The sequence below is a fragment of the Microbulbifer zhoushanensis genome (genome assembly GCF_021729055.1).
GTDB lineage: Bacteria > Pseudomonadota > Gammaproteobacteria > Pseudomonadales > Cellvibrionaceae > Microbulbifer > Microbulbifer zhoushanensis.
Window position 1 is genome coordinate 537,137 of sequence record NZ_JAJSAO010000001.1, and the last position, 26,452, is coordinate 563,588.

Consider the following 26,452-nt stretch of genomic DNA (forward strand, 5'->3'; position numbering starts at 1 on the left):
CATCACCTTTTTTTTAAAATTCTGTTGTTTCATAAGCCGATAAGAATTTCGCCGCCGAAAACTTCTGTTTCTAACTTTTTAGATTCATTTGACCCAATTTGTTTGACGCACACCACATTAAGCTCCTGATTGCCAATTCAATTTTGAGCGGCATGTTTCATAAAAATTGTGATCAATCGGATGTATTAATGTCAGTCGGTGGGGCTTCTTATGTATCCGCACCACATCCCCTGGCTGGGTAATCACCTGATCGTGCCCATCACAAGTCACATGCGGCCTTGCCACATTGTGTTCTCCCACGATGATTTTGAACTCACTGCTCCCCTCAACCACGATGGGACGGCTGCTCAGCGTGTGCGGGTTCAATGGGACAAGCACGATGGCATCAAGTTTCGGATGCATGATGGGGCCACCCCCCGAGAGGGCGTAGGCTGTTGATCCTGTCGGTGTGGAGATGATCAGGCCATCAGATCGTTGGGTGTATACAAATTGACCATCGATAAAGAGGTCAAATTCGATCATCCGGATAAATTCGCCCGGGTGGATCACCACATCGTTGAGTGCAGAACCCTTGCCCACTGGCTTGCCATCGCGTGTCACTGACATATCCAGCAGGAAACGGCTTTCCGCCATGTATTTGCCAGACAGGACTTCGCCAACCTTGGATTCGATTTCATCGGGGGTGATGTCTGTTAGGAAACCCAGGCGACCACGGTTTATTCCCAGGAGGGGAACACTGAATTTGGCCAATGCACGGGCGGCTGCGAGTAGGCTACCATCACCACCTACAACGATCACAAGATCGCAGAGTTCACCAAGTTTATCCTTGGAGGAAATGCGGGTGCCTTGAGCAGCTACCGCCTTGGCGGTCTCCTGCTCGAGTACCACTGCGTAGCCCTCCCGCTGCAGGAACGCCATCAGGCGCTTGAGCGAGAGAACCGCACTATCGCTCTCTGTCCGGCCGATTAGCCCGATATTCTTGAATTCCGACACCGCTCCCCCATGGTGCCCGGAGACGGGCCCAGCGATTTGGTTCTTTCCCAGGTTAACTGTTTGTTTTCTAATCAAAGGGCGTCCACTCCGCCCCGAAAAGCGATAGGCGATTATGCCTGAGCTTTGGGTGTGAGTCGAACCAAGTCCCGGCAGTCAGGTGGGCGCGAGAGCCGGGATTTTCCAGAACGACAAACCATATAGCCGCTCATTTTTTAGCCAAGGCAAAGCCCCCGGCGACCTTGCAGGCCGCCGGTATGGAGCAGCAGTATGCGACAGTGCGGAGCGAGGTTACCGGCGTCAATTTCTTTGCTCAGCGCATAGGCCAGCTTGGCCGTATAAACAGGTTCCAGCGGGATTCTGGTTACTCTTTCAAAGTGCTGCTGGAAATCCGTTAGTTCGACAGTCTGTCGGGCATATCCGCCACAGTGGTATCCGTTAAGCACCTCCGGGGTCCGACGGCAGCGGGCGTCTGCCAGCCAGGTGGACACCTCTTTCCGAATGCCACTTTCAGCCTTGAGTACAGGAATGCCCACTACTTTTGCCGTACCGAGGCCTGCCTGCAGCCCCGCGAGTGACACCCCCGTCCCACACGCTAGCCACACCTGGTCAAAATCTACGGGAGAGCTCTCGTTAATCACCTCACCCAACATGCGGAGGCCCATCAGCCCTTCCATATTCGCTCCACCTTCGGGGATGAAGTGTCCCCGGCGGGTCTGGAGATCCAGGCTGGCCAAGAAATCGCCAGCAGCTCGCTTTTTGTAATGAGCCCGGGAAACGAAATAGAGCTCCATACCAAACCGCTCGGCATCCCGAAGCGTTGCGCTGAATCGGGCTGGACGGTGCCCACGGATAATTCCCAGGGTCTTGAAGCCGAAGCGCTGCCCTGCTGCCGCGGTCGCATGTATATGATTTGACCAGGCGCCACCGCAAGTAATGATGGTATCCAGCCCCTGATCCCGCATCCGCTGTATGTTGTAGAGCAGCTTGTAGGCCTTGTTACCCGAAACCAGGGGATCCAGCAGGTCGTCACGCCGCATCCACACCTCTATACCCGGGAAGAGTCCCCCTTGCAGCCGCTGGTATGGAATCTGGCGAGCGACGCCGCGGATATAGTCCGGGTCAAAGCGGGTCAGGTAACGCGGGAGCATGGCTGGGCCTCGAGAGAAAGTTCCTTTGCCGGCCTGGAGCAAGAACGCACCAGGCCTGGCGGGCGCGGGTCAGGCCGGCTGTGGCAGGCGGCCGCCGACCCGGAAAGCAGTGGCGGGAAAGCGATGGGTAACGGTGCCGTCACCCAGCTTGAGCAGGAAGGCGACCCCATCAGCACCGGTTTCCGCCGTAACCTCCGCCTCTTGCATCGGCGCCCGCCGCAGCAGGACCTCCGGGGAGAACAGCGCCACATTGACGCCCTCACTGTCAGTGGGCGGAAATGGCGAGATGCCAGCCTGGCGGGCCCGGGCGGAGGGAGCTTCAATGCCGACAATTCCCGATGCCCGCATACGCGCCCCCAGTTGCTGGCAGAAGCTGTAATTCACCGGGTCGGCAATCCTGTCCCAGTGCGACTCCCAGTCCGGCGCCTGCAGGCGCACCCCGGGATCGGCGGCATAGCGGGCGGAGAAAATACTATGGTAACTGGTGATCGGCACCGCTGGCGGGATTTCCATGTCATTGAAGAACAGCTGGCGATAATAGGCGGATTCCGCCAGTACGGTGGGAATGGTCTTGCTGCCATAAAAAATGCCGTTCTCCGCAGTGCTGCCGAAACGGGATCCCCAGGGCAGTGGTGGATAGCGGAAAGGCGTGGCCAGCAGGTAATGGAGTTGTTCTGTGCCGGGCAGGCGCTTGGGCTTACTGCGCTCGAGCAGGTTTTCCAGGGCCTCCTGCTTCTGCAGGCTGTCCACCAGGCTGCGGGTAGCGACATCCTCCTGTGACTCCACCATCCGGAAAAGCCTGCCCATCAGTCGCTGGCGGCTGTTGTCGATCAGCTGGCCCAGCCCGTCGCTCATACCTTGCCCCGCATGGCATCGAGGTAATTGACCACCCGCACCAGGCCCTCAATCTGGACAACCATTTCCCGCGGGGTGCCATTGAGTGACTTGTTGGGGGTATCGAACCAGTGCCGGGCCCCTTCCGCGCCGCCCATTAATACAAAGGCCGCTCGATAGGCCCGCACCAGCAACAGGGCCAGCTGGCCCGGGGCACTGTCCGGGGCCAGGCCGGATTTTCGCCTCAGGGTACGCTCATCCATATGGATGATGTCGGCCAGCTCGCGCTTGCGCAGGCCCAGGTAGGATGCGGTATTCAGCAGGGCCTCCAGCAATACCTCGTCTTCTGCCGGCTGCGGCTCCAGGGAAGGCATTGACGCCATATCCACCCCTCCGTTTTGGTCTGGACATATGACCAAATTTATCCGCTTTTCGGCCATTTGGCAACCCTGGCAAGGATCCACGGCACCGCCCTGACCTGACGCTTATCAAGCTGCGTGATAAGGCGCCATCAATGATTAAAAGTGGTCACGGCAAAAACAGATCGACTAAATTGCGGTCCATGGTTCTAACGGAAGCCAGAGACCCGAAACAGGAGGAGCAACAGATGCTCAAAGCAGAATACCAGTCCCGCGGCCCGGTACCGCAGGAAGTCATCGAAGCAGTCGAATGTGAAACACCCGAACTGAAGGAAGGCGAGGTGCTCCTGGAGCTCCTGGCTTCTCCCATCAACCCTTCCGACGTCCTGACCCTCACCGGTGATTACGGCATGCTGCCGCCCCTCCCCGCTGTCGGCGGCAACGAGGGGGTCGCCCGGGTGGTCGAACACGGGCCAGGCGTCAGCGCGCCAGAAATCGGGCAGACAGTACTGCTCCCGGTAGGCATCGGTACCTGGCGCACCCATTTCACGGTTCCGGCAGACAAGTTGCTTCCCCTCCCCAATGAGGCAGACCCGCTGCAGCTGTCGATGATTTCCATCAATCCGCCGACGGCCTCACTGATGCTCAGCGAGTTCGTGGATTTGCAGCCAGGTGACTGGGTAATCCAGAACGCAGCCAACTCCGGTGTGGGAAACTACCTGATCCAGCTGGCGCATATCCGCGGGTTCAAGACGGTCAACATTGTCCGCCGGGAATCCCTGGTGGAGCCTCTCAAGGCACAGGGCGCCGATGTGGTGCTGGTAGACGGTGACGACCTGCCTGCCCGGGTCAAGGAAGCGACTGGCGGGGCGGATATCAAACTGGGGATCGATGCCGTGGGCGATACCGCCACTGGCCGTATCGCCGATTGCCTGGCTGAAGGTGGAACCCTGGTCAATTACGGCATGATGAGCGGCAAACCGTGCAAGATCTCCCCCACCGCGCTGATCTTCAAGGGGGTTTCCATGCGCGGTTTCTGGCTGGCCCGGTGGTTCGAGGAGGCATCTACCCAGGACCAGCAGAGGGTCTACGGCGAACTGACAAAGCTGATTATTGGCGGAAAACTGAAAGCGCCAATCGACAGCACATTCAGCGTGAAAGATATCAAGGATGCTGTTGCGATGGCGGCGCAAGGTGGGCGAGAAGGTAAGGTGCTGGTAACCGCGTGACGAGAGGGATGCTGGCCCGCTTGTCTTCGCTCGCGGGGCAGCTGACTCTAGATAAAGGTACTCGTCAACCCAGGGAGGTCGGCATCCTTGGCAGTAGCAGCTGGGTTCCGGCCTGCGCCGGAACGACGGGATAGAAGGTCACGGACTTGCATCTGAGGCGGGCGTCGCCTCTCCGCCCCGGCGTCCCAGACTGTTCCAGACAGTTTTGCCATGGCGATCAGCGATACACAAAAAAACCTCGCCTGGGTTGATCTTTCCGTGCCAACTGGAACAACTGTGGCGGGACTGACTCGGGCCATCCATGGCCCTCGCCCTGCGGGCGCCTTTCGGCGTCCAAAATTGCTCCAGGCAATTTAGTGACTCGGGCTATTCATGGCCCTCGCCCTGCGGGCGCCTTCGGCGCCCAAAATTGCTCCTGGCGATTTTGTCGAACGGGGGCTCTGTCACGACGATCAGCCATATACGAAAAAGGCCCACACTTTCGAAGAACGCCCCTGCCAACTGAAACTCCAGTTGCGGGACTGACTCGGGCCATCCATGGCCCTCGCCCTGCGGGCGCCTTCGGCGTCCAAAATTGCTCCTGGCAATTTTGTCGAACGGGGGCTCTGTCACGACGATCAGCCATATACGAAAAAGGCCCACACTTTCGTGTGGGCCTTTTTCGTATATGGCGGACCGGACGGGACTCGAACCCGCGACCTCCGGCGTGACAGGCCGGCATTCTAACCAACTGAACTACCGGTCCGCGGTAGGCGCATCTCTCAATTTTTGCAGGCTACTGCCAGAGAGATGGTGGGTGGTACAGGGGTCGAACCTGTGACCTACGGCTTGTAAGGCCGTCGCTCTCCCAACTGAGCTAACCACCCGTATTGCTCCGGGCTGTGCCTCTCGAGCGACGCGAATCATACCCGATTGGGCTGCCCTGTCAACAAATTCCGCGCCACAATTTGCATCTTTTTCCTTTCATTTCCGGCACTTGGGGTATACCAGTGCCGGCCTCAATCGCTGTTACTGGCCGGCAGGGCCACCGGCTCGGGGGTGACAGGGTCCGGGGCGTCTTCTTTGTCCCCGGCAAAGCGCTGAATTGGCTGCCGGTAGTCCGGCAGGATCATGTGGCCCGCGATCGAAACCGGGGTCCGGCCGGGTATCAGCTGTTCTTCGGGGCGGGCCAGGTCTGGCGCACTGTAGTCACACACCCCGGATGGGAATACCCGCTCCAGGTCCTGCAACCGCTCGGCGACGGATTCGGTTGCCCCACCGTATACCCCCCGCTCAACCGCTGCCGCAACGGGCTGAAGGCGACACTTGAATACGTCATCCGTCATCGGGCCACCAGCCATCTGGCGCGGAGTGCTATGAATCGGGTATTTCCGCATGCAGGCACCTGCCGGGCGGCCGTTCCATTCCCCGTCCCAGACACCCTCCCCCGCCGCAATCACATTGCCCTGGCTATCGAAACACTGGTCGCTGGCATCCACCGGGCGGTTTGCGGCAACCCCGAGTTGCGGGCTGTCGATGATGTTCTGCATCCACCGGTCTATGGTATCCAGGGCTTCATCCAGCGGCGTATAGTCCTTGTGGCTGGTCCAGATCAGCTGGTTATCCGCATGGCCGCGGGCCCGCCGGATGCGCTCCCGCGCAGAAAAGGAGGCCACACTGTGATGCATGTCCAGGTCGTCATCCAGGTAGTGACGCAGGTCGATAATAGGGATTTCCACATCACCCAGGAAAACATGGCCGGACCGGTAAATACCCTCGATTGCCGCCGTGCTGGCGCGGGATCGCGGCGCAGGATTATCCAGGCTACCCAGGTTCATGTTGTGTTCGCTCCAGACGGAGAGTTCCATCGGGAACACGCGCCCATTCAGGAACCACAGCTTCTCCCCGCCCTGGTTTTCAGGGGCCTTCCAGCCACCCACCGTGGCGTTCATCCGCAGGAAGGTGTCCATCGACAGGTCACCAGACCGCAATGCCTCCAATCCGTACTGGACGCCCTCGTTGTCCCAGGCGCTGTTGGCATAACCGGTTTCATCGGCACCATAGAATGCCCGCAGGTCCTCCCAGTGGGACCAGTGTGTTTGCTCCGCGACATCATCCGCATAGCTCTTGATGAAGTGCACGAAATTGGGGTTGTTAACCAGCGGCACCAGCCCCCGCCAGCCCTGGGTGCACTCGGTGGTGCCATCCCGCCCGGTGCGGTATCTCCCATCGAACAATGCGGCCGCTGTCTCCAGTACGTGGAAACGACTGGTGACCTCCCGGCTGGCCGGCAGCCCCTGCACCAGTGAACGCTCCGTGACCTGTCTCCAGCGGGGATTCTCCGCATCCACCACATCAAAAAAGTACTCCAGTGGCTCGCAATCGAATACGTAAATTGTCTGGCTGACCATATCCGGGTAGGAGTAAAGCGGCAGCGCCGCATCGATCAGCCCCGGGGCGTTCTGGGCAAAGAGATACTGCTGGATCGCACCACCAGAACCACCAACACCGACCGTATACAGCGGCTTTCCATATAGCGCGACAAACTGCTGCTTGAGACGACGGGCCACATCCTCTGCGAGCCAGATGTTGTAGTGATTACTGGTCTGGTTACCGGACGAATAGACAATGGCGTAGCCGCGCGCCAACTGGTCGGCCCGGCGACTGACAATGTCCCCCTTGCTGATATCCCCCTGGCGCCGGCCAACCCCAACGCCACCACGAAACTGGTAGATCAGCCGTCGATTCCAGTTGGCAGGGTTGGGCTTGCCGGCAGTTTCACCCTCCCCCCTCAATGCGGCGATGGCATAGAAAAAACGATTGATGGTCCCGGTCTCGAGCCGCACGACAAAATCGACCGAGCGCCCGTTGACCGTCACCTGGTCGATGTCCCCGTTCGCCGCCTCAAGCGGGTGGAAATCGCCGTCTTCCGTGCTCCGATAATAATAGGCAACCTGTGTGGGGTGACTGCAGTCCCTGCTGTAGCCGATCACTTCATCTGTCCGCTTGCCCTCCTCGTCCAGGGCAAATACAGGAACCCCCTCCCGGTCATGGTTATCCACTAAAGGCTGGCGGTTGGTCACGTTGTTTATGCCGCAGTAGAAGGGATAGGTCGAAGGCCCGGAAAACAGCGTCTCAACGGGTCCTATCTCGCCAATACTGATCGGGAAGGGAAAGTACTCGGGTGGTCGCTCTGTCGTGCGGGGGTGCGGTCCGGAATATGCCGGTGTGGGGGCATGCTCAAGTGCGCCATCCGGCACTCCCACGACCGGGGCCGGGGGTGTATCGGGAATATGCGGGAGGCGATCGATAAAAAACCATCCGCCAGCCGCCACTGCAACCAGCAGCGCGAGCCCTACCCCAGAGAGAATCCTTGCTCTCCGTCCCTGCATAATCGCCTCCGCTCAGCGAACTTCCTTTTGGTACAGCATGAGTATAAGAAGGGAAAACCCGACCATCCGGACAGATGGCGTTCCCATCAACGACAGTGCGGAGAGAGACGAACGGGGGGCGCAACAACAATTACCTACGACGAGAGAGCCGACACCCGGTTTGGAACCATGGCAGGGAAACCGGCAACAGGGTTATTGCTGGCTACGCAGGAAATGGGAAAGGATATTCTGGGAACAGCTGGGGGCGGATAACTGGGATTTCGAAGAATTAACCGGGCTGGCCCTTTATGGGAGGCCAGCCCGGCGCGCGATCATCTTCAGACGATGATCCCGCGCTCCTGCAGGTTCTTGATGATGGCATCAACTTCCTGCTCCAGGGTCATCTCGGCCGTGCGCAGGTGCAGCTCCGGGGCCTCAGGCGCCTCGTAGGGGTCGTCGATGCCGGTAAAGCCCTTGATCTCACCCGCCCGGGCCTTTTTGTACAGGCCTTTGGGGTCGCGGGATTCCGCTTCCTCCAGCGGGCAATCAACGAATACCTCCAGGTACTCCAGGTCATTTTCCTCGTGGATACGGCGCACCATATCCCGATCCTGGCGATAGGGGCTGATGAAGCTGCTGAGCACAACCACACCGCTGTCGGCGAACAGGCGGGAAATCTCACCCACCCGGCGAATGTTCTCGGCGCGATCTTCCGCCGAAAAGCCCAGGTTGGAGTTGATCCCGAGGCGGATGTTGTCCCCGTCCAGGCGATAGCTCAGGACACCGCGGGCGGCCAGGGCCTTCTCCAGCGCCACTGCCACGGTACTCTTGCCGGAACCGGACAGTCCGGTGAACCACAGGGTCACACCCTTGTGGCCAAGAATGCTTGCGCGGTCCTGACGATTCACCTCGCCATGATGCCAGTGTACGTTGGTTGCTTTAGGCTCTGCAGATACCGTCACCAAAATGTCCCCTGTTCCCGTTAAACAAAACCCCCGCAAACGCGCGAGGGTATTAGATTCGAGTTCGCGGACCACCAGTCACTGCGGCCCTTCCAATATGATCATTATCCTGTATCCCGCCGGCTGGCGCAAAAGTTACCGCCATCGATTTCGGCATATACAAAAAAGCCCCGCTTATAAGCGGGGCTTTCTCGCGCCTCCGGGAGGGGGCAAAATATGGGGTGGCCGACGGGGATCGAACCCGCGACCTCAGGAGCCACAATCCTGTGCTCTACCAACTGAGCTACGGCCACCATTGAAAGTGCTATGTACAGCGTCTTGTGGCAACGCTGAACCTGCCCTGGCACGAGGCCTGGCAGGGCCGGAATAGTCCTGCGACTACAATCCGGCAGTGGACCAAGTCGAGACTGCCTGACTATGACCACCTTATTAAAGGTTGGCGCACCCGACAGGGCCGCTGCAAACGCCTGCGAAGTACTGCTTCGCGTTTGCTTCGGCGCCGATCAGCTGTGCTGATCGGCCGGAATAGTCCTGCAACTACAATCCGACAGCGGACTAAGTCGAGACTGCCTGACTATGACCACCTTTTAAAGGTTGGCGCACCCGGCAGGGCCGCTGCAAACGCCTGCGAAGTACTGCTTCGCGTTTGCTTCGGCGCCGATCAGCTGTGCTGATCGGCCGGAATAGTCCTGCAACTACAATCCGACAGCGGACTAAGTCGAGACTGCCTGACTATGACCACCTTTTAAAGGTTGGCGCACCCGGCAGGACTCGAACCTGCGACCATCCGCTTAGAAGGCGGATGCTCTATCCAGCTGAGCTACGGGCGCAAGGAAACCCGGTCTATGTCTGGTCGGGGCAGAGGGATTCGAACCCCCGACATCCTGCTCCCAAAGCAGGCGCGCTACCAGACTGCGCTATGCCCCGATACATCATCTAACTGTATCACGGAGCAACAACCCGGGCCTGCGCCAGCCCGACTCGCAGGCTGTTCGGGCCCGAAAAATGCCCCGAATCTCACCGGTCAGCTGCCGCCTCCCCTGCGAGAGCGCGCATAATACTGACACCCCCCGGGGGAGTCAACGCCGCTAAGCTATTCTTTTTGCAGAAGTTTACCCGATGACCAGCGACCGCAGCCGGGAACGGTGACCACATGGCGAAATTATTCTCGGCCTGTGCGAAAATAGCGCGCCCTGAGCCCGGCGCCCCTGCAGGTACGCCATTTATTATCCTGCAGACTGCGGCGTCCGGATGATTTCCCAAGCGGGTCCGCCACCAGCGGTCCCACACTGACGGTTAAGTTGAGAATACTGTATGTCTGCACTGGTTCTGGACGGCAAAGCCCTGGCACAGAAGACCGAGGAAGAGCTTTCGGCCCGCGTGGCGGCCCTGAAGGAAAAGAGCGGGGGCCAGACCCCTATCCTGGCCACCATCCTCGTAGGTGATGATCCCGCTTCCGCCACCTACGTAAAGATGAAGGGTAACGCCTGCCGGCGCATCGGCATGGATTCCATGCAGGTAGAGCTGCCCTCTTCCACCACTACGGAAGAACTGCTGGCCAAGATCGAAGAACTGAACGCCAACGACAACGTGCATGGCATCCTGCTGCAGCATCCGGTGCCGGAGCAGATCGATGAGCGGGCCTGCTTCGATGCCATCAGCCTGGACAAAGATGTGGACGGGGTCACCTGCCTCGGCTTCGGCCGCATGGCCATGGGCGAGGAAGCCTATGGCTGCGCCACTCCCAAGGGCATCATGCGCCTGCTGGAAGCCTATGAGATCGACATCGCCGGCAAGCACGCTGTCGTGGTGGGTCGCAGCCCGATCCTGGGCAAGCCGATGGCCGCCATGCTGCTGAATGCCAACGCCACCGTCACCATCTGCCACTCCCGTACACAGGACCTGGCGGAACATATCAGCCGGGCAGATATCATTGTCGGTGCGGTGGGACGGCCGGAGTTTATCAAGGCGGAATGGATCAAGGACGGCGCCGTGGTGGTGGATGCCGGTTACCACCCGGGCGGACTGGGCGATATCGAACTTGCCCCGCTGGTCGACCGGGTCGCCGCCTATACGCCAGTGCCCGGCGGTGTCGGCCCCATGACCATCAATACCCTGATTTACCAGTCTGTTGATTCCGGTGAGCGCAAGATCGGGCGCTGATCCGTGCCCTTACGCTCCCCCGCGGGCATTACGGCACCGGGGGAGCAAAGCCCACATCACTGACTGAAACCTCCCTCACCGGGAGGACCAGGGAGATATCATTCCCATGCGACTCGACAAAGCCGTCAGCCAGGTTACCGACCTGTCCCGCGCCGATGTGAAACGTGCCGCCCGCGCCGGGCGCATTACCGTCAACGGCGAACCCGTTTCCGACACCAGCACCAAGATTGTGGAAACCGACGAGATCTGCCTCGACGGCGAGCCCGTCGGTGAGCCGGGTCCTCGTTACTTTATGCTGAACAAGCCCCTCGGTTACGTCTGCGCCACCAAGGACAGCGAGCATCCCACCGTGCTCGACCTGATCGACGAGCCCAACAAGCACCAGCTGCATATTGCCGGCCGGCTCGATATCGACACCACCGGCCTGGTGCTGCTCACCGACGATGGCCAGTGGTCCCACAGGATCACCTCCCCGCGCCACCACTGCGACAAAACCTATTATGCGCACCTGGCCGATCGCATAGAGGAAGACGCAGTCGCCAAGTTCGAAAAGGGATTGTGGTTAGACAGCGAGAAAAAACGTACCCGTCCCGCCAGACTGGAAATCCTGTTTGCCAACGAGGCCCGGGTCACGCTGAACGAGGGGCGCTACCACCAGGTCAAGCGCATGTTCGCGGCGCTGGGAAACCGGGTGCTGGAACTGCACCGGGAACGTATTGGCGATATCCTCCTGGACGAGGAGCTGGTCGAGGGCGATTACCGCTCCCTGACCCCGGAAGAAATCAGCTCGGTGAAGTGACTATTGCCGGGAACAGGGAATAATACTGAAATCCATGCCACACCTGCTCCAACAGCTGCTACAGCAAAATCCACGCGAGACCCTGTGGATCGCAGACGAAAACAGTAAGGCCCTGCTGCAGGCCGGTTTCACTTTTGCCGGGGACCTGATCACCAACCGCTGGGATATCGCCCACCTCGCAGACGGTCGCTGCAATCGCAGCTTCTTCAGTGACTTCCATTTCACGGAGGCCGGGCGGCACTACCGCCGGGTCGTTTTCCCTGTTTCCAAGGAAAAAGCCGTGGTACACCACATCATCAACTGCGTTCCCCGGATTCTTGGCGAGGGCGGTGAGCTGGTTCTACTGGGAGGCAAGCAAAGCGGGATCAAGACCTATGCCACGAAGGCTGCGGTTCGACTTGGTTGTGGCAAGAACCTGGACAAACACGGCCAGGAATATACCAGCACACTGGTTTTACACCATGACGGCGGAGAGCTGCTCGATGACCAGGACTATCCCCGCTTACGCCAGCTGGATTCGCTGGCAGGCCTGTACAGTAAACCGGGCTTGTTTGGCTGGAATAAAATTGACCGGGGCAGTGCCCTGCTGGCTGCCCAGTTCCTTACCCACCTGCCCGGGCCCGGTGCAAATATCGTTGACCTGGGGTGTGGCTACGGCTACCTGAGTTGCCAACTGGCAAAGCTGGGTGAGTTTCATTTTACCGCCACAGACAATAATGCCGCTGCGCTGGTCGCGTGCGAACGCAACTTTCATGAAGCGGGAATTGCCGGCGTGGTAACCCCATCCGATGCCGGCCGGGACCTGCAGTCCGGGTTCGCCGACCTGGTGATCTGCAACCCGCCCTTCCACCAGGGTTTCCAGGTAGAGGGTGATCTCACCGGGCGCTTCCTGGAAAATGCGGCGCGCCTGTTGAAGAGTGACGGTATGGCACTCTTCGTGGTGAACGAGTTTATTCCGCTGCAAAAAAAGGCGACTGCCTACTTTAGCGGGATTACGCCCCTGGAACATCGGGATGGATTCCGTACCTTCCGGCTGGCACGTTAGCCACTCCCGCACATTATCCCATCACCGCGACTCACCGATTACCAGCGTTGCCCAGCAGCTGGCAATCATCAGTAGTCGCGCAGGTTGTAGAGGTTCATTGACAGGTGGTGCTCGTCCAGCTCCTCCAGCTCCAGGAGCCTCTGGAAGGCGTCCTTCGCCGAGGGCGTATCCGCATCCTGCAACAGGTCGCGATACTGGTCGACAAGATACATATCGATGTCCATTGCCAGTTTGGCGATGCCGTCCGCGTCGTGGAGGTCAATTTGCCGCAGGCGCTGCAGGAATTCAGGCTCCCGCCCCTCGGGCGCAAACTGAACCCAGGTATGCAGGGCCCCCGGGGACACATCCATGAGGAATTCCTCCAGCGTGTGAGTCATTTCATTTTCACGCCGCTTCAGCTGGTCAAGTAACAAGACCACCCGGCGATCCCCCGCCAGCTGCTCGTACTCCCCATACTGCCGGGCCAACTTCTGGTGAAACTCCCTGCCCTCCTGGATAACATCCTCGACGGTTTTGTAACGCATGCACCAACCCCGGAAATGACCGTGTTTCCATTGAGTATAGACAGCTAGTCGTAAATGACGCCAAATCAGACAGGGAGAAAATCCGGGCGCCCCGGCACCCGGGCAAACCTAACCGCGCAGACGGCCCAGCTTGCAGTGAAGTCGGTTGGAGGCACTGGCGGGATTGATGGCGGCGGGCGCACGGGCAACCAGTTCAGCCCGGGACAGCGGTGCCCGACTGACTGCCAGGACACAGTTTTCGTAGCCTGGCAGTTCGGCGCTCCAGCTTCCCTGCAGGACCCGGCGTATCCCAGGTGAGCGCCAGCCACTGGCGAGCATTTCACGGCGACTGCCGAAGTTGCCGACCAGGACCCCCGCGGGGCTGAGAGAGCCCAGCAATCGATGGCACCAGGCAGGATCCACGGGCACCGTGCGCCGCGCCTCGCCATCGATATGGCCGAACAGGTCATCGATCACCAGGTCGTACTGACTGGCCCGGGAAGTCGTGTCTGCCATGAATTCACGGGCATCCGCACATACCAGCTCGATCTGGCCGGTACCGGAGCCGGCACCGAAATAGTTACGGGCTACATCCAGGTGCACCGGGTCGAGGTCAACGCCGACAATGCGCTCAGGGCCGACAAAGCGTTGCAGGAGGCGAATGACCGCCCCACCGCCAACCCCCAGGACCAGCACCGATCGCAGCTGGCGCGCATCACGGAAAAATGCCGGCAGCAGCAACAGCTCCCACAGGGACCCCTTCAGAGGGTCACGGGGATTCCACTGGCTATGGAAGACACCGTTGGTGTACAGCCGCACGCTGGCGCCGTGGCTACGCACCTGGTAATGGTTCCCCTCAAGGTGCTGCTCCCAGACCAGGGCCATCAGCCGGTGGGCAGGTCGGACTGGGCCAGCAGGACACGGGCAAACGACTGCAGCCCGGCGAGGTCTTCCCGGGTAAAGCGCGACTTGCTGGGGCTGTCCACATCCAGCACCCCGAGGCACTGGTCACCGTTATAGAGCGGAATCACCACCTCCGACGCCGACACGGCATCACAGGCGATATGTCCGGGAAATTCATGCACATCCTCCACCAGCTGCGATTCCCCGGTAGCGACGGCGGTGCCGCAGACACCCGCACCTACCGGAATACGCGTGCATGCCGGCTTGCCCTGGAAGGGGCCGACCCGGAGTTCATCCCCATGCAGGAAGTAGAAGCCCGCCCAGTTAATGTCCGGCAGCTCCATGAACAGGAGCGCACTGGCATTGGCGGTATTGGCGAGCCAGTCGCGCTCACCGGAAAGCAGGCCCTCGAGCTGTGCAGCGAGGGAGGAATAGAAATCACTGGAAGACATGGGTCTGACCTCAGCCGGGAAATCGTGTCCGGGAGGCAACTGGCAAGCCGGGCCGGAATGCTCCCGGCCCGGATACAGCGCCTCTCACTGCGCTGTATCTGGGGGCGGCGCCACGGCTTTCAAGGCGCGGGGCGCCGCTGATGGCAAATGGGATTACTGGTAGGGATCGGTGACCGGCTCCGCGTCAGTATCCGCCTCGCCCTCGGGGCGATACTCATCTGCGTCCATTGTCGGGCGGGCCCATTCGTCGTCCTCGGCCTCCCTGCTGATTGCCGGTCCCGCGGAGGTCACATCCGAGGCCACCAGGCCGCTGTCACTGGACTGCCCTGTGCGAGCCTGGCGCGTCTCGGCCGGCCGGGTCGCCTGGGAGCGACGAGCGCTCGCCTGGGAGATATTCCTGAGGCTTGGCCGGCGGCGCTCGGCTACCTGCGAAGCTTCCAGTTCACTGCGGAGCTGCTTGACCTCTGCCTGCAGATCGCCCACCTTCGCCTGAAGGTCGGTGATCTGGCTCAGGACACCCTTTACCTTGCGGCTTTCTTTCTCGTAAAAGACCGCCGCACCGCCAAATGCCAGTACGAAAAACACCAGAATCGGAAAATAACGCATACTATCCCCCCGATAAGTCCCTTTATTACAACTGTTCCAATTATGTAATCAACGTGGGGCTATCTTCTGCGAATCAGCGCAAGTCCCGCAAGCTACCCGGGCAGATTTTTGTGACCGGAAGCTCAATTTCCGGTCGCAAAGTCGCCCTCCCCCGGCCGCCAGGGCCCGGGTCAGGCATCCACCAGTTCCATAAAGTCCAGCGACGCCTGCTGGCGGATGGTGCGGCGGTGATTGGCCCATAGCTCGGCAATTCTCTCCCGGTTGCAGACCTTGCGGTCCACGAAAACCCGCGTGTTCAACTCGCCCACAGGCTGGCTGCTGGGACACTTGCTGAACACGAACTGGTTCGAGATCAGGTCCATAAATGGCCCCGACTTGCTGCTGGGCATGATGAACAGCAATTGCAGGCCCAGTGTCTCCGTCAGGTAACGAATCACCTCTCGCGAGCGGGTTTCATCCATCTTGGAGAATGCCTCGTCCACCAGCACCATCTGCAGGTGTGAGCTGCCCTCGTTGAAACGGAACGCCGAGGTCACAGCTGCCGAGCGGATGATATAGGCCGGCGTCTCCAGCTGGCCACCGGAACCGGTGCCGTACTGGCTCAGGGCAATCGGCTCCTTGCCCTCCGGCTCCTTGTAGATCTCGTAGCTGCGGTAATTACGGTAATCGCTGATGCGCTCCAGCTCCCGGCGGGCCAGCTGCTCGTCCTCGGTCAGCAACATATCCAGCAGGCGGTCCCGCACCCGCTGGTGCTTGGCCGGCAGGTCGGCATCGAACAGGCTCTGCTCCTCGCCCAGGTTCGGCAATTCAATGACCGCCTTGAAGAAGTTCCAGTACTCACGGAATTCCGGCACCCAGCTATACGCGAAACGGAATCGCTCGCGGTCGGCGCCAAACCGGTGGTGTTCCAGCTCGCTGTTCAGGTCGTCCAGCACCCGCTTGCCATCGTTGATTGACTGGTAAATCGCATGGCACAGGTGGGTAACGAATGTGGTGTTGAAAGACTTTTTCAGCCCCTGCAACTGCTCGTGCCGCTCCACCAGCATGTTGTTCTTCAGCCGGTTGTGCAGCGTATCTACCTGGTCGCGTAGGCCACAGACCAGCTTGAAGGTCGGCTCGCCGTGCCCTGCACCCGGATCCGGCTCGAATACCAGGGTATCGCCGGCCGCGGTGGCGGCATTGTAGTCCATCACTGCCCGGTCCAGCTGGCGGCAGTATTTTTCCAGCCGCCCCTGCCATTCCTCGATCTCAGCAGCGAAGTCGAAGGTGTCACCGGCCTGCGCCACCTGGTCATCGGCGCGCTGCAGGGCCACCTCGGCGTCAAAATCCGGGTAAATAGCGGCCACCCTGCGTACTGCAGCCTCGCTGTCCGTCAGCTCCTCATCCAGCACATCCAGCTCTGTCGCCAGCGCCTTCAGCTGCTTCGCGGTATTCTCAAGGTCGCGCTCCAGCTTGCCCGCCGCTTGCAACAGCGCCGAGTGCGCCTGCTGCTGCCCTTGCAGCTGGGCTTTCAGGTCAGCCACCTGCTGCTCAAGTTGCTCACTGTCCTGCAGGTCAAGGTTCTCCAGTGCGGTTTCGGCGCTGCGCCAGTCCCGCTGCGCCGCCAACGCGGTATCCACCAGGGACACCAGGTCGAGTTCCGCCAGCTCCCGAACCGAACGGGCAACCCGGCGATATAGCGCATGCTGGCCATTGACCTGCTGCGCCTCAACCAGCAACTGCTCCAGGGCCTGCTGCTGGGCAGCGAGCGCCCGTGCCCGCGCGCCCTGGCCGAATACCAGTTCGCCCTCGTCAATATCGCAGCGCCACATGGAGTAACTGCCACTGGCTAGACCGTCGGCCGTCAGGCCCCGGCGGGTACCGCGCAGCTCCTCAGCATCCCGCACCTGCAGCACGGAACCATAGGATGCCCGCAGGTAGTCCTCCGCCGTGCGATGACTGAACGCCATCAGGTCGACAATCGAACCCTGGGCAGTGGATGCGCGTTCGGCGTCGCGACGCGCCTTGTCCCCCTGGATCACACGGGCCCGGCTGCCACGGCCGGAAAGGCCCCGCACGATTCGGATCGCCGTGGCCTCGTGCTCCGGCTCCACCAGGATCGCAAAGCGGGCACCGCCCAGGTAACCCTCGACCGCCATCTGCCAGCGTTCGTCGATGATCTCCACATAATCACAAAGGACCCGGGGATCAGCCTGCGGGCACTGCTCACGGATGGCTGCCAGGGCCAGCTCAACCGACTGCGGGTAGCGCACCCGATTGGCCTGCAGGTGCTGGATACGGTTTTCCTGCTGGTGCAACTGCTTCTGTGTCTGCTGGACCCGCAGCTCCCAGCGGGAAACCTGTTGGTTCAACTCCTCCCGCAGGGATACCTCGGCGGAACCGGAACCGGACAGCAACGAACACAGCCGATTGTGCAATACCTCAATGGAGGCGGCCCCCTCCCGCAACGGCTCCAGCGCTGCCAGGTCGATCCAGTCCTTGCCCAGCAACTTCTGCAGGTCGGGCAGGCTCTCCTCCCGGGCGACCTGCTTGATGGTTTTCACCAGCGCAGGATCGCGCAGCGCCGGCAGCTCCAGCTCCGCGGCGGAACCGTTCAACAGCGACAGTAACTCGCCGGCGGCCTCACGGTTGCCTTGCCAGCGCGTCTCCTGGGCCGAGAGTGGCGCCCCGAGACCGGAGAGCTGTTGGTGCGCGCGCTCGATACGCTGCTCCAGCTGGTCCTTGTCCCGCAGTGCGCCGACGCCAAGCCGCTGTGCCTGCAGTTCCACCAGTTGCTGCCCCAGCTGCTCGACCCGCTCCGCAGCCACCCGGGTTTCACGTTCGTTATCCCGCTGCTGCGCCTGAAGCTGCTGCTGGCTGTTCTTACCGGCAAGGTAGGTTTTCTGCACCCGCCCGTGGCGATGGCGCGCCCGCCGGTACTCCTGCAGGCGCAGCTCCAGCCACTGTTCACGGTAGAGCCCGGCACACTGGGCAAGCTGGTCGAGGGAAGCGACACGATCGACGATCTGGCGCGCTTCCTGCTCCATGGAATGAATGGTTTTCATCAGCTCCGAGACAGAGCGGATGGCCTCCCCCAGGTCGCGCTTTTCCAGCACCTCCCGGGCGACAAAGTCATTGATACTCTTGACCGGCTTGTAGGCCATGAAGTTGGCGAAAGTACGCGCGGCATGCATGGCCTCGCGATCCGGGACAGCATCCCGGCGCCCCCGCAGCGCGCCATAGAGACGACGCAGGTAAGCCTTTTTCTTGTCGTACTGCTCCACCTTGCCGAACTGTTTGCCCAGCACCGGGTAGAACTTGTCCAGCGGGACCAGGTGCTTGCCGTCCTTGTACTCGCGGACAAAGTCCCCCATGGCCAGTTGCTCGCCGGGGAACAGGAAGAAGCGCAGGTCATCCTGCCGCGCCTGGGCCGGGCGGCTGCTCCTGTCCAGGTGGGCACGAATTGCCATCACCGCGGTAAACGGCTCACCGTCTTCACCCTCAGTAGGGTGGAAAATTCCGGCAATGTAGCAATCGGTGGGCTGCAGGCGCGCATAGCTGCCATCGTCACAACCCAGCACATAGGAAGCCAGGGTCCGCACCTGCTTGCCGCCTCGCCCGCGCTGGGTGGTTTCATCCTGGCCCGGGTTGAAGGTAAACAGCGTGTCGTGGGCAGCCGTCATCAGGGTCTGGATGGCATCGGCAGCGGTGGTCTTGCCGGAACCATTGCCCCCGGAAAAAAGATTGATCGGCCCGAAGTCGTATTCGAGTTGCGGGATATTGCCCCAGTTAATCAGTATCAGTTTTTTTAGAAACATATTTTTATCTGGCGCCAGTGCCTGAACAGAGCGTTGATGCTGAATAGTGCCCTGCAGGGGCGGTCCGGCCGGGAGCGGTCCCCGTGGAATGCCCGCGCCTGCAGTTCTTAAATTCGTGGTCTGGTTATGATTCGTTGGCGGCGAAGAGGCTGTGGTCCTCGCTCTCCGGCGTGAGGCGCTCATCACTGCCGGTGGAGACTGCGGGCTCGCCCGCGCCAGGCTGGGCCCCGTCCGCTGTGGTGGAGCCAGCCGGGTCGCCAATCACCTGGTCATTCCCGGGTTCGAGCAGTTGTTGCAGTGCGGCTTCAGTCACGAAGTGGGCGATGGTCGGCCGCACCCTCAGCCACACTTCCGCCACCGATTCCGACTCTTCACCGGCCAGCTGTACCAGCCGCAGTTGCCGCAGGCGGCGCAGCAGGCTGCGACGCTCGGCCAGCTTGTCCGGCAGCGACATCTTCAGCAGATTGCGCAACCCCAGCTCCAGGGCCTCGAGGGACAGCGCCACGCAGCCATGCTCATCGACCTGGCCTTCGCGCAGTGCCTTGTCGTACTCCACCCGCAGCACCAGGATTGCGGCCACCTCCTGCTGCGTCAGGCGCGCGCGGAAGCCCCCATGGTGCGGCTCTTCCTGGTCCGGCATGCCCGGCACCTCGGCGCCCGGGGGATAGACCCGGATAAACTGGAAGCGGCTGTCATGCTGCAGGCGCAGGCCGAGCGGCGCCAGCCATTCGCGCAGGAGTTGCTCGCAGCGCAGGAAACGGTCGTACAGCTGGGTCTCTACCTGGCTCTCGTCCCGGCAGATGACACCGTAATCGAGCAACCGGACCAGCAACTCGGAAAATTCCGCTCTTGTCACGCGGCTCTGTGCCAGCGCTTCTTCCAGGGCCTGTTCAATCACTTTCTTTCAGCTCTAGGTAATATTCATCGTACGCGGCGAAGTAATCGTTACTGGCGGTCCCGCCGGTAAACTCCACCGTCACTGCCGGACCGCCACCCTGGCTGACGGCGGCGGCCTCCAGCGCGTGACTCATGGCAAGCAGGTCGCGCGCACTCTCCAGCGGCAGTTCGCTGCTGTGGACGCGGCGACCGCCCCGCAGGGCCCGGGCCAGGTAGTCGCGCAGGTCAGCGCTGTTGAAATTGAAAGCCTGGTCCAGCATCTGCTGCAACAGGATATCCCGGCGATTGTCCTCGCCCAGCTCCACTGCCTCTTCCACACGGGTGTTGACCGGTTCGCGGCGCTGGCGCTGCCAGAGTTGCGTCTGTTTGGGGTCAAACAGGCGCAGCTGGAATCCTCCCAGCTGATCGCCCAGGCTGCCCAATAACTTGTCCCGGTCGTCCCGCTCGCCCAGCTGCTGGCTCAGGTCGGCAAACTGGCCCTCGGCCTGGCTGTTGATATAGCTGAGCTGGCGAATAATGATATCGGCACGCTTGGTAAAACCCTGCAGTGCACGGCGCAGTGCCGGCAGTTTCACCTCGCAGGCGCGGCGCATACGATCCTCGATGGTGTCGAGCATCAGCCACAACAGCGACCGGCCCTCTTCCACAAATTCCGGCAGCAACTGCCGCAGGCGCCGCTCCCACTCTGCCTTGCGCTCCCGATCCTTGCGCCGGATACGGGCAATCACCCGACCGATCGCATCGCGGTGCTTCTCCACACTGTCGGCAGACAGTCGGATTGCCAGGTCCGGCTGGAACCGGCTCTCCATAAAGGAAAAGAATTCGTCCGTGGCCTGTTGCACCAGCAACTGTGCCTCCACCTCGCGGACCAGCTCGCGCTTGCGCTCTTCGAGCTCGGCAATCATATCGGTGAAGTCGGCGACGATACGCTCGGAGTATTCCCAGGCATCGATCAGGTCGTGGATCTCGCCGCGTGCGGCAAAGGCTTCCAGGGCGTTGAGGGTATTGCGGGTGTTGCGGTGTCGCGTGCGCACCCGGGCACTGTTTACCTCGACCAGCGGCTGGGTGAAAAGACGGCCCCGCCGGCTGAACGGGTAAGTCGCGGTCAGGGTGGCGCTGTCCACCTGCTTCTCCAGCCAGCCGGCCTCGAGCAGGCTGTTGAGGGTCCAGCCAGCCTGCTCCCGCAGGTTGCGAAAGCGATGCTCCCTGGTGGTGGCAGACGCATGGTTCCCGGGAGTCCCCGCCTCTCCCCTGTCATCCCCATCGAGCTGGGGCGCACGGGTCAGCGCCTCGGAAAAAATCTCGAGGATCTGCTCGCGCCCGAGCGACTCACCATAGTCCGCCTTGGCGGTGTAAAGCCGCTCGTAGAGCAAACGCAGGCACTCCACCACCTGCTCCCGGTACTTACCGGTGAGCGGGCGGAAGAAGTGCTGGTAGGGGTCATCGAAAAACAACGCGGTCAGGTCCGGTTACTGGCCGCTTTTGTCTTCGCCCGGCTTCTGGTTGAGCACGCAGTACTTGGTGTAATCGCCGGCGTCCTGCAGGGTCCACTCGGCCTTGGGAACGTCATCCATCTTCTTGCACCAGGCATCGGAACCGCGCTCGGGCTCGCAGGCAGTCAGGGTAACCAGGGCGCTTGCAGCGAAAATCAGGGTAAAGAGTTTTTTCATGGAACTGTTCCTTTTTATCAGGGCTTTGTTGTACGGCCTTGTTATCGAATATATGAGTAGGCTTTGCCGGCTCCCATCGCTCGCAGGCAAAGGGAAAACCGGCAGGTGTCATTCACGCCGCCACTTGGTTCCTTCGCGGCTGTCTTCGAGCACTACCCCCTGGGCCTTGAGCTCCTCGCGGATCTCGTCGGCGCGGGCATAGTTTTTATCCTTCTTGCTCTGCTGGCGCTCGGCAATCAGTTGTTCGATCTCTTCCTCGGAAATTGATTCCCCACCGCGCGCCTGCTTGAACCAGGTTTCGGGGTCCTGCTGCAAAATGCCCAGCAGCTGCCCGGACGCAAGGAGGGCAGCCTTGAGACGCGGTTTCTGCGCCTCTTCTGCCTTGTTCAGCTCGCGGGCGATACGGTGCAGCTCGCCGATGGCGACAGGGGTATTGAGGTCATCGTCCAGGGCCTCAAGGAATGCCGCATCCGCGGACGCGTCACCGTCAACCGCCAGTTGCTCCACATCACGCAGGAAACCGTAGAGCGTATCGAGGCTGCGCCAGGCCTGGTCCAGCAGGTCCGCACTGAAATTCAGCTCAGATCGATAGTGTGCCGACAGGAGCGCGAAGCGCAAGACCTCACCGGGGTACTGCTGCAACAGGTCATTGACCATACGGAAATTGCCCAGCGACTTGGACATTTTCTCGCCTTCGATATTGACGTAGCCGTTGTGCATCCAGTAGCGCACGAAGTCGGTACCGTTGGCGCAGCAACTCTGCGCACGCTCATTCTCGTGGTGCGGGAAAGTCAGGTCCCGGCCACCGCCATGGATATCGATGGTCTCGCCAAGGTGCTTCTTGATCATCGCCGAGCACTCCAGGTGCCAGCCCGGGCGCCCGCGGCCCCAGGGGCTGTCCCAGCCCGGCTCATCGTCTTTTGACGGTTTCCACAATACGAAGTCGCCGGCATATTTCTTGTACGGCGCAACCTCTACCCGCGCCCCGGCCAGCATGTCGTCAAGGGAGCGCCTGGACAGCTTGCCGTAGTCCGGCATGGACTCCACCGCAAACAGGACATGACCCTCGGCTACATAGGCGTTGCCCTTCTCCAGCAGGGCCTCGATCATCTCGATCATCTCCGGCAGGTGCTGGGTGGCGTAGGGAATGATATCCGGCTCGAGGTTGTTGAGCGCGGCCATATCCTCGAAATAGGCCCGGGAGAAACGGGCCGAAAGGGCCCCGATCTCCTCACCCTGGTCTCGGGCGGCCTTCATGATCTTGTCGTCAATATCGGTGATATTGCGCGCGTAGACAACGTCGCTGAACTGCTCCTTCAGCAACCGGTACAGGGTGTCAAATACCACCGCAGGGCGCGCATTGCCGATATGGACCCGGTTGTAGACCGTGGGGCCACAAACGTACATGCGCACGCGGTCTTCCACCAGCGGCCGGAAGGGTTCTTTCGTGCCTGAAAAGGTGTTGTAGAGCTGGAGTGCCATAACTTCCTTCAATGCCTGAATCTTGTTTTGCACCATCTGGCGCACTCAGTGGGCGCTGGATTCCGGCCAGCGCCGGAACCCAGTGCTACAGCCGCTCAACGGGCTATTACTTGTTCTGCTCTTTCGCCCAGCTGTCCCGCAGGCCGATGGTACGGTTGAACACCGGCTTGTCGGCACTGCCGTAGCTGTTGTCGCGACAGAAGTAACCCTGGCGCTCGAACTGGTAGCCCTGCTCAGGCTCGGCATTGGCGAGGCCGATTTCCGCCTTGCAGCCGGAAAGCACTTTCAGGTTTTCCGGGTTTACGTGCTCGAGGAAGTTCTTGCCGCCGGAATCCGGTGCAGGGTCGTCGAACAGGCGGTCGTACAACCGCACCTCGCAATCCACATGGCGATCGGCAGACACCCAGTGGATCACGCCCTTGGGCTTGACGCCGTCAGCCGGGTCCTTGCCCAGCGTGTCCAGGTCCACGGAGCAGCGTACCTCAACGATCTCGCCGGCATCGTCCTTGATCACTTCCTCGGCCTGGATCACGTAGGCATTGCGCAGGCGCACTTTCTTGCCCAATACCAGGCGTTTGTATTTCTTGTTGGCTTCCTCGCGGAAGTCTTCCTTTTCGATGTACACGGTCCGGCTGAACGGCAGCTCGCGCGCCGGGAGGTCATCCCGTACCGGGTGCCCCGGGGCCGAGAGCGTCTCCACCTGGCCCTCCGGGTAGTTGGTCAGGGTCACCTTGAGCGGCTCCAGCACGCACATGGCGCGGGGGGCCTTCTTGTCCAGGTCATCGCGGATGCAGTATTCCAGCATCCCCACATCCACCACGGAGTCGGAGCGGGTTACGCCGATCATCTCGCAGAAGTTGCGGATGGCCGCCGGTGTGACACCACGGCGGCGCTGCCCGGACAGGGTCGGCATGCGCGGGTCATCCCAGCCGTCCACGTGCCCCTCGTCCACCAGCTGTTTCAGCTTGCGCTTGGAAACCACGGTGTAGTTCAGGTTCAGCCGGGCGAATTCATACTGGCGCGGGCGGGCCGGAACCGGCAGGTTCTCGATAAACCAGTCGTACAGCGGCTTGTGGTCCTCGAACTCCAGGGTGCAGATGGAGTGGGTGATGCCCTCGACAGCATCGGACTGGCCGTGGGCAAAGTCATAGCTGGGGTAGATGCACCATTTGTCGCCGGTCTGGTGGTGGGCCATCTTCTTGATCCGGTAGATGACCGGGTCCCGCAGGTTGATATTGGGCGCGGCCATGTCAATCTTGGCGCGCAGGCTGCACTCGCCCTCTTCCATCTCGCCGTTCTTCATCTGCTCGAACAGCGCCAGGTTCTCTTCCACACTGCGATCCCGATAGGGGCTGTTCTTGCCCGGCTCGGTCAGGGTGCCGCGGTACTCCCGTGCCTGCTCCGGGTTCAGGTGACAGACATAGGCCTTGCCCTCCCGGATCAGGTGCAGGGCCCAGTCGTGCAGCTGGTCGAAGTAATCGGAGGTGTACTTCACGTCGCCAGCCCATTCAAACCCGAGCCATTCCACATCGCGTTTGATGGAGGCCACGTACTCGGCCTCTTCCTTGGCCGGGTTGGTGTCGTCAAAGCGGAGGTTGCACATGCCGCCGAACTCCTGCGCCAGGCCGAAGTTCAGGCAGATGGACTTGGCATGGCCGATATGCAGGTAGCCGTTGGGCTCCGGCGGGAAACGCGTGACCACCTGGGACACCCGGCCCTCGGCCAGGTCCTCGCGGATGATGTTCTGCAGAAAGTGAGCGGGCTTGCTCTCGGATGTCATAATCTTCTCTTACAGCTGTGCAAACTTAAGCGGCGGATTATAGCCTAGTTGGCGCCGGGAATACCGACCGCGCACTGGTCGATTTTTGCGCAAAACGAACCCTGCAGCCCGGACGCGATCACTTTTCGACCACTGCTACGGTAGTCAGCGAAAGTCCGTTTCACAGCTACCAGCGAACAGGTATCATGCCGCCCCAACTTCACCCTGATTAGGATGTTTTATGATCACCCTACACACAACCCACGGCGATATTGCCATTGAACTCGATTTCGACAAGGCGCCGAAGACCGCCGCCAACTTCCTGCAATACTGTCGCGACGATTTCTATACCGGCACCATCTTCCACCGGGTGATCGATAACTTCATGGTCCAGGGTGGCGGCATGACCCCGGACATGGAGCAGAAAGCCAGCCGCGACGCGATCGAGAATGAGGCTGACAACGGCCTGAAGAACGACACCGGCACCCTGGCCATGGCCCGCACCATGGACCCGCACTCCGCCAGCTCCCAGTTCTTCATCAACGTCAACGACAACGACTTCCTGAACCACCGCAGCAAGGACGCACAGGGCTGGGGCTACTGTGTATTCGGCAAGGTTGTCGAGGGCATGGACGTGGTCAACAAGATCAAGGGCGTCAAGACCGGCAGCAAGGGCTTCCACCAGGACGTGCCGCTGGAAACCATCGAGATCACCGGTGTAACCATTTCCGAAGACTACGCCGATAAGTAAAGCAGACGAAAGGGCGTCACTTTGTCCAGTTACCTGATTTCAGACCTGCATCTCGATGAGAACCGCCCGGAGATTACCCGGGCCTTCTTTGACTTCCTGCGCGGGCGGGCCGCCGGCGCAGAGGCCCTGTACATCCTCGGGGACTTTTTCGAGGTCTGGATCGGGGACGACGACGATGCCCCCCTCGCCCGCGAGGTAGCCGACGAGCTCAGCCGCTACAGCGGCACCGGCGCCGAGCTGTACCTGATGCACGGTAACCGTGACTTCCTCCTGGGCGAGGAATTTGCCCACCGGGCCGGCGCGGTGCTGCTGCCCGACCCGAGCCTGGTCACCCTGGCCGGCCGCAAGGTCCTGCTGATGCATGGCGACAGCCTCTGCACCCGCGACGAGGAATACATGGCCTTCCGCCAGCAGGCCCGCGACCCCAACTGGCAGGCGGCTCTACTGGCCAAGCCGCTTGCGGAGCGCCGCCAGATCGCCGCGGAGATCCGCGCCGCATCCAAGAGCATGAACAGCCGCAAGGCGGAAGACATCATGGATGTCACACCCTCCGAAGTGGAGGCCGTTATGCGCGAGCACGGTGTCCGCACCCTGGTGCACGGCCACACCCACCGCCCGGCCACTCACGACCTGGAAGTCGATGGCGAAGCTGCGCAGCGCATCGTGCTCGGCGACTGGGGGGAAAACGGCTGGTGCATCCGCGCGGACAAGAATTCCCTTGATCTGGTCCACTGGCCCATAGCATGATTT

22 protein-coding genes and 5 tRNA genes are annotated in these 26,452 nt (G+C 61.0%); 6 read left to right on the forward strand and 21 right to left on the reverse strand.

All coding sequences use genetic code 11. The annotated features are described in order from the left end of the window. Positions 1-117: 117 nt before the first annotated feature. From LVD10_RS02285 to LVD10_RS02300, 4 genes are all read right to left on the reverse strand, one after another. The gene (locus tag LVD10_RS02285) at positions 118-993 is read right to left on the reverse strand and encodes an NAD(+) kinase (RefSeq protein ID WP_237061668.1); all 876 of its coding nucleotides are present in this window, start codon (positions 991-993) and stop codon (positions 118-120) included. A gap of 212 nt (positions 994-1,205) precedes the next feature. Beyond that, positions 1,206-2,141, reverse strand: coding sequence for a 1-aminocyclopropane-1-carboxylate deaminase/D-cysteine desulfhydrase (locus tag LVD10_RS02290; RefSeq protein WP_237061671.1), 936 nt, complete (start codon positions 2,139-2,141; stop codon positions 1,206-1,208). Positions 2,142-2,210: 69 nt separating this feature from the next. Continuing rightward, a complete protein-coding gene (locus tag LVD10_RS02295) occupies positions 2,211-2,996 on the reverse strand; it encodes an RES family NAD+ phosphorylase (RefSeq protein ID WP_232942822.1) in 786 nt (261 codons plus the stop codon). Continuing rightward, positions 2,993-3,358: an MbcA/ParS/Xre antitoxin family protein gene (locus LVD10_RS02300; protein ID WP_232942823.1), complete on the reverse strand. Its 366-nt coding sequence runs from the start codon at positions 3,356-3,358 to the stop codon at positions 2,993-2,995. Before LVD10_RS02300 ends, LVD10_RS02295 begins: the two co-directional genes overlap by 4 nt. 224 nt (positions 3,359-3,582) lie before the next feature. On the opposite strand from LVD10_RS02300, the gene LVD10_RS02305 reads away from it, so the two are divergent. Continuing rightward, positions 3,583-4,563, forward strand: coding sequence for a zinc-dependent alcohol dehydrogenase family protein (locus LVD10_RS02305; RefSeq protein ID WP_237061673.1), 981 nt, complete (start codon positions 3,583-3,585; stop codon positions 4,561-4,563). A 668-nt stretch (positions 4,564-5,231) separates the two neighbouring features. Here LVD10_RS02305 and LVD10_RS02310 read toward each other — a convergent pair. From LVD10_RS02310 to LVD10_RS02340, 7 genes are all read right to left on the reverse strand, one after another. Continuing rightward, positions 5,232-5,308, reverse strand: a tRNA-Asp gene (locus LVD10_RS02310). Between the two features lie 45 nt (positions 5,309-5,353). After that, positions 5,354-5,429 (reverse strand) — tRNA-Val (locus LVD10_RS02315). A gap of 132 nt (positions 5,430-5,561) precedes the next feature. Then, positions 5,562-7,934 carry a DUF6351 family protein gene (locus LVD10_RS02320; protein ID WP_232942825.1) on the reverse strand — a complete coding sequence of 791 codons (2,373 nt, stop codon included), beginning with the start codon at positions 7,932-7,934 and terminating at the stop codon, positions 5,562-5,564. Positions 7,935-8,251: 317 nt separating this feature from the next. Next, positions 8,252-8,875 carry an adenylyl-sulfate kinase gene (gene cysC, locus LVD10_RS02325; protein WP_232942826.1) on the reverse strand — a complete coding sequence of 208 codons (624 nt, stop codon included), beginning with the start codon at positions 8,873-8,875 and terminating at the stop codon, positions 8,252-8,254. 217 nt (positions 8,876-9,092) lie between these two features. After that, positions 9,093-9,168, reverse strand: a tRNA-His gene (locus tag LVD10_RS02330). Positions 9,169-9,628: 460 nt separating this feature from the next. Continuing rightward, positions 9,629-9,705: transfer RNA gene (locus LVD10_RS02335), tRNA-Arg, on the reverse strand. A gap of 20 nt (positions 9,706-9,725) precedes the next feature. Beyond that, positions 9,726-9,802: transfer RNA gene (locus LVD10_RS02340), tRNA-Pro, on the reverse strand. Between the two features lie 387 nt (positions 9,803-10,189). Here LVD10_RS02340 and folD point away from each other — a divergent pair. The 3 genes from folD (at position 10,190) to LVD10_RS02355 (ending at position 12,882) form a co-directional block, all read left to right on the forward strand. Beyond that, positions 10,190-11,038 carry a bifunctional methylenetetrahydrofolate dehydrogenase/methenyltetrahydrofolate cyclohydrolase FolD gene (gene folD / locus LVD10_RS02345; protein ID WP_232942827.1) on the forward strand — a complete coding sequence of 283 codons (849 nt, stop codon included), beginning with the start codon at positions 10,190-10,192 and terminating at the stop codon, positions 11,036-11,038. A 106-nt stretch (positions 11,039-11,144) separates the two neighbouring features. Then, positions 11,145-11,837, forward strand: coding sequence for a 16S rRNA pseudouridine(516) synthase RsuA (gene rsuA, locus LVD10_RS02350; RefSeq protein ID WP_237061675.1), 693 nt, complete (start codon positions 11,145-11,147; stop codon positions 11,835-11,837). Between the two features lie 34 nt (positions 11,838-11,871). After that, positions 11,872-12,882 (forward strand): class I SAM-dependent methyltransferase, encoded by a 1,011-nt coding sequence (locus tag LVD10_RS02355; protein ID WP_237061677.1) that lies wholly within the window; start codon positions 11,872-11,874, stop codon positions 12,880-12,882. 68 nt (positions 12,883-12,950) lie between these two features. On the opposite strand, the gene LVD10_RS02360 is transcribed toward LVD10_RS02355, so the two are convergent. The 10 genes from LVD10_RS02360 to LVD10_RS02405 all read right to left on the reverse strand — a co-directional run bounded on the left by LVD10_RS02360 (position 12,951) and on the right by LVD10_RS02405 (position 24,972). After that, positions 12,951-13,406, reverse strand: coding sequence for a hypothetical protein (locus tag LVD10_RS02360; protein ID WP_232942830.1), 456 nt, complete (start codon positions 13,404-13,406; stop codon positions 12,951-12,953). A 108-nt stretch (positions 13,407-13,514) separates the two neighbouring features. Next, the gene (locus LVD10_RS02365) at positions 13,515-14,270 is read right to left on the reverse strand and encodes a spermidine synthase (protein WP_237061679.1); all 756 of its coding nucleotides are present in this window, start codon (positions 14,268-14,270) and stop codon (positions 13,515-13,517) included. Then, positions 14,270-14,740: a free L-methionine (R)-S-oxide reductase MsrC gene (locus LVD10_RS02370; protein WP_232942832.1), complete on the reverse strand. Its 471-nt coding sequence runs from the start codon at positions 14,738-14,740 to the stop codon at positions 14,270-14,272. The genes LVD10_RS02365 and LVD10_RS02370 overlap by 1 nt, the downstream gene beginning before the upstream one ends. A gap of 153 nt (positions 14,741-14,893) precedes the next feature. After that, entirely contained in the window at positions 14,894-15,346 is a 453-nt protein-coding gene (locus LVD10_RS02375) for a hypothetical protein (RefSeq protein WP_232942833.1), read from the reverse strand. Between the two features lie 170 nt (positions 15,347-15,516). Then, complete coding sequence (locus tag LVD10_RS02380; RefSeq protein ID WP_237061681.1) at positions 15,517-19,143, reverse strand: ATP-binding protein; 3,627 nt, start codon at positions 19,141-19,143, stop codon at positions 15,517-15,519. A gap of 124 nt (positions 19,144-19,267) precedes the next feature. After that, positions 19,268-20,041: a DUF4194 domain-containing protein gene (locus LVD10_RS02385; RefSeq protein ID WP_232942835.1), complete on the reverse strand. Its 774-nt coding sequence runs from the start codon at positions 20,039-20,041 to the stop codon at positions 19,268-19,270. After that, a complete protein-coding gene (locus LVD10_RS02390) occupies positions 20,034-21,494 on the reverse strand; it encodes a Wadjet anti-phage system protein JetA family protein (protein ID WP_237061684.1) in 1,461 nt (486 codons plus the stop codon). The genes LVD10_RS02385 and LVD10_RS02390 overlap by 8 nt, the downstream gene beginning before the upstream one ends. 15 nt (positions 21,495-21,509) lie before the next feature. Continuing rightward, a complete protein-coding gene (locus tag LVD10_RS02395) occupies positions 21,510-21,710 on the reverse strand; it encodes a DUF3012 domain-containing protein (protein WP_232942837.1) in 201 nt (66 codons plus the stop codon). Positions 21,711-21,818: 108 nt separating this feature from the next. Then, positions 21,819-23,192: a cysteine--tRNA ligase gene (gene cysS, locus LVD10_RS02400; RefSeq protein WP_237061875.1), complete on the reverse strand. Its 1,374-nt coding sequence runs from the start codon at positions 23,190-23,192 to the stop codon at positions 21,819-21,821. A gap of 106 nt (positions 23,193-23,298) precedes the next feature. After that, a complete protein-coding gene (locus tag LVD10_RS02405) occupies positions 23,299-24,972 on the reverse strand; it encodes a glutamine--tRNA ligase/YqeY domain fusion protein (protein ID WP_232942838.1) in 1,674 nt (557 codons plus the stop codon). Positions 24,973-25,192: 220 nt separating this feature from the next. On the opposite strand from LVD10_RS02405, the gene LVD10_RS02410 reads away from it, so the two are divergent. Continuing rightward, complete coding sequence (locus tag LVD10_RS02410) at positions 25,193-25,702, forward strand: peptidylprolyl isomerase (protein WP_232942839.1); 510 nt, start codon at positions 25,193-25,195, stop codon at positions 25,700-25,702. 21 nt (positions 25,703-25,723) lie between these two features. Continuing rightward, complete coding sequence (locus tag LVD10_RS02415) at positions 25,724-26,449, forward strand: UDP-2,3-diacylglucosamine diphosphatase (RefSeq protein WP_232942840.1); 726 nt, start codon at positions 25,724-25,726, stop codon at positions 26,447-26,449. Positions 26,450-26,452: the final 3 nt, after the last annotated feature.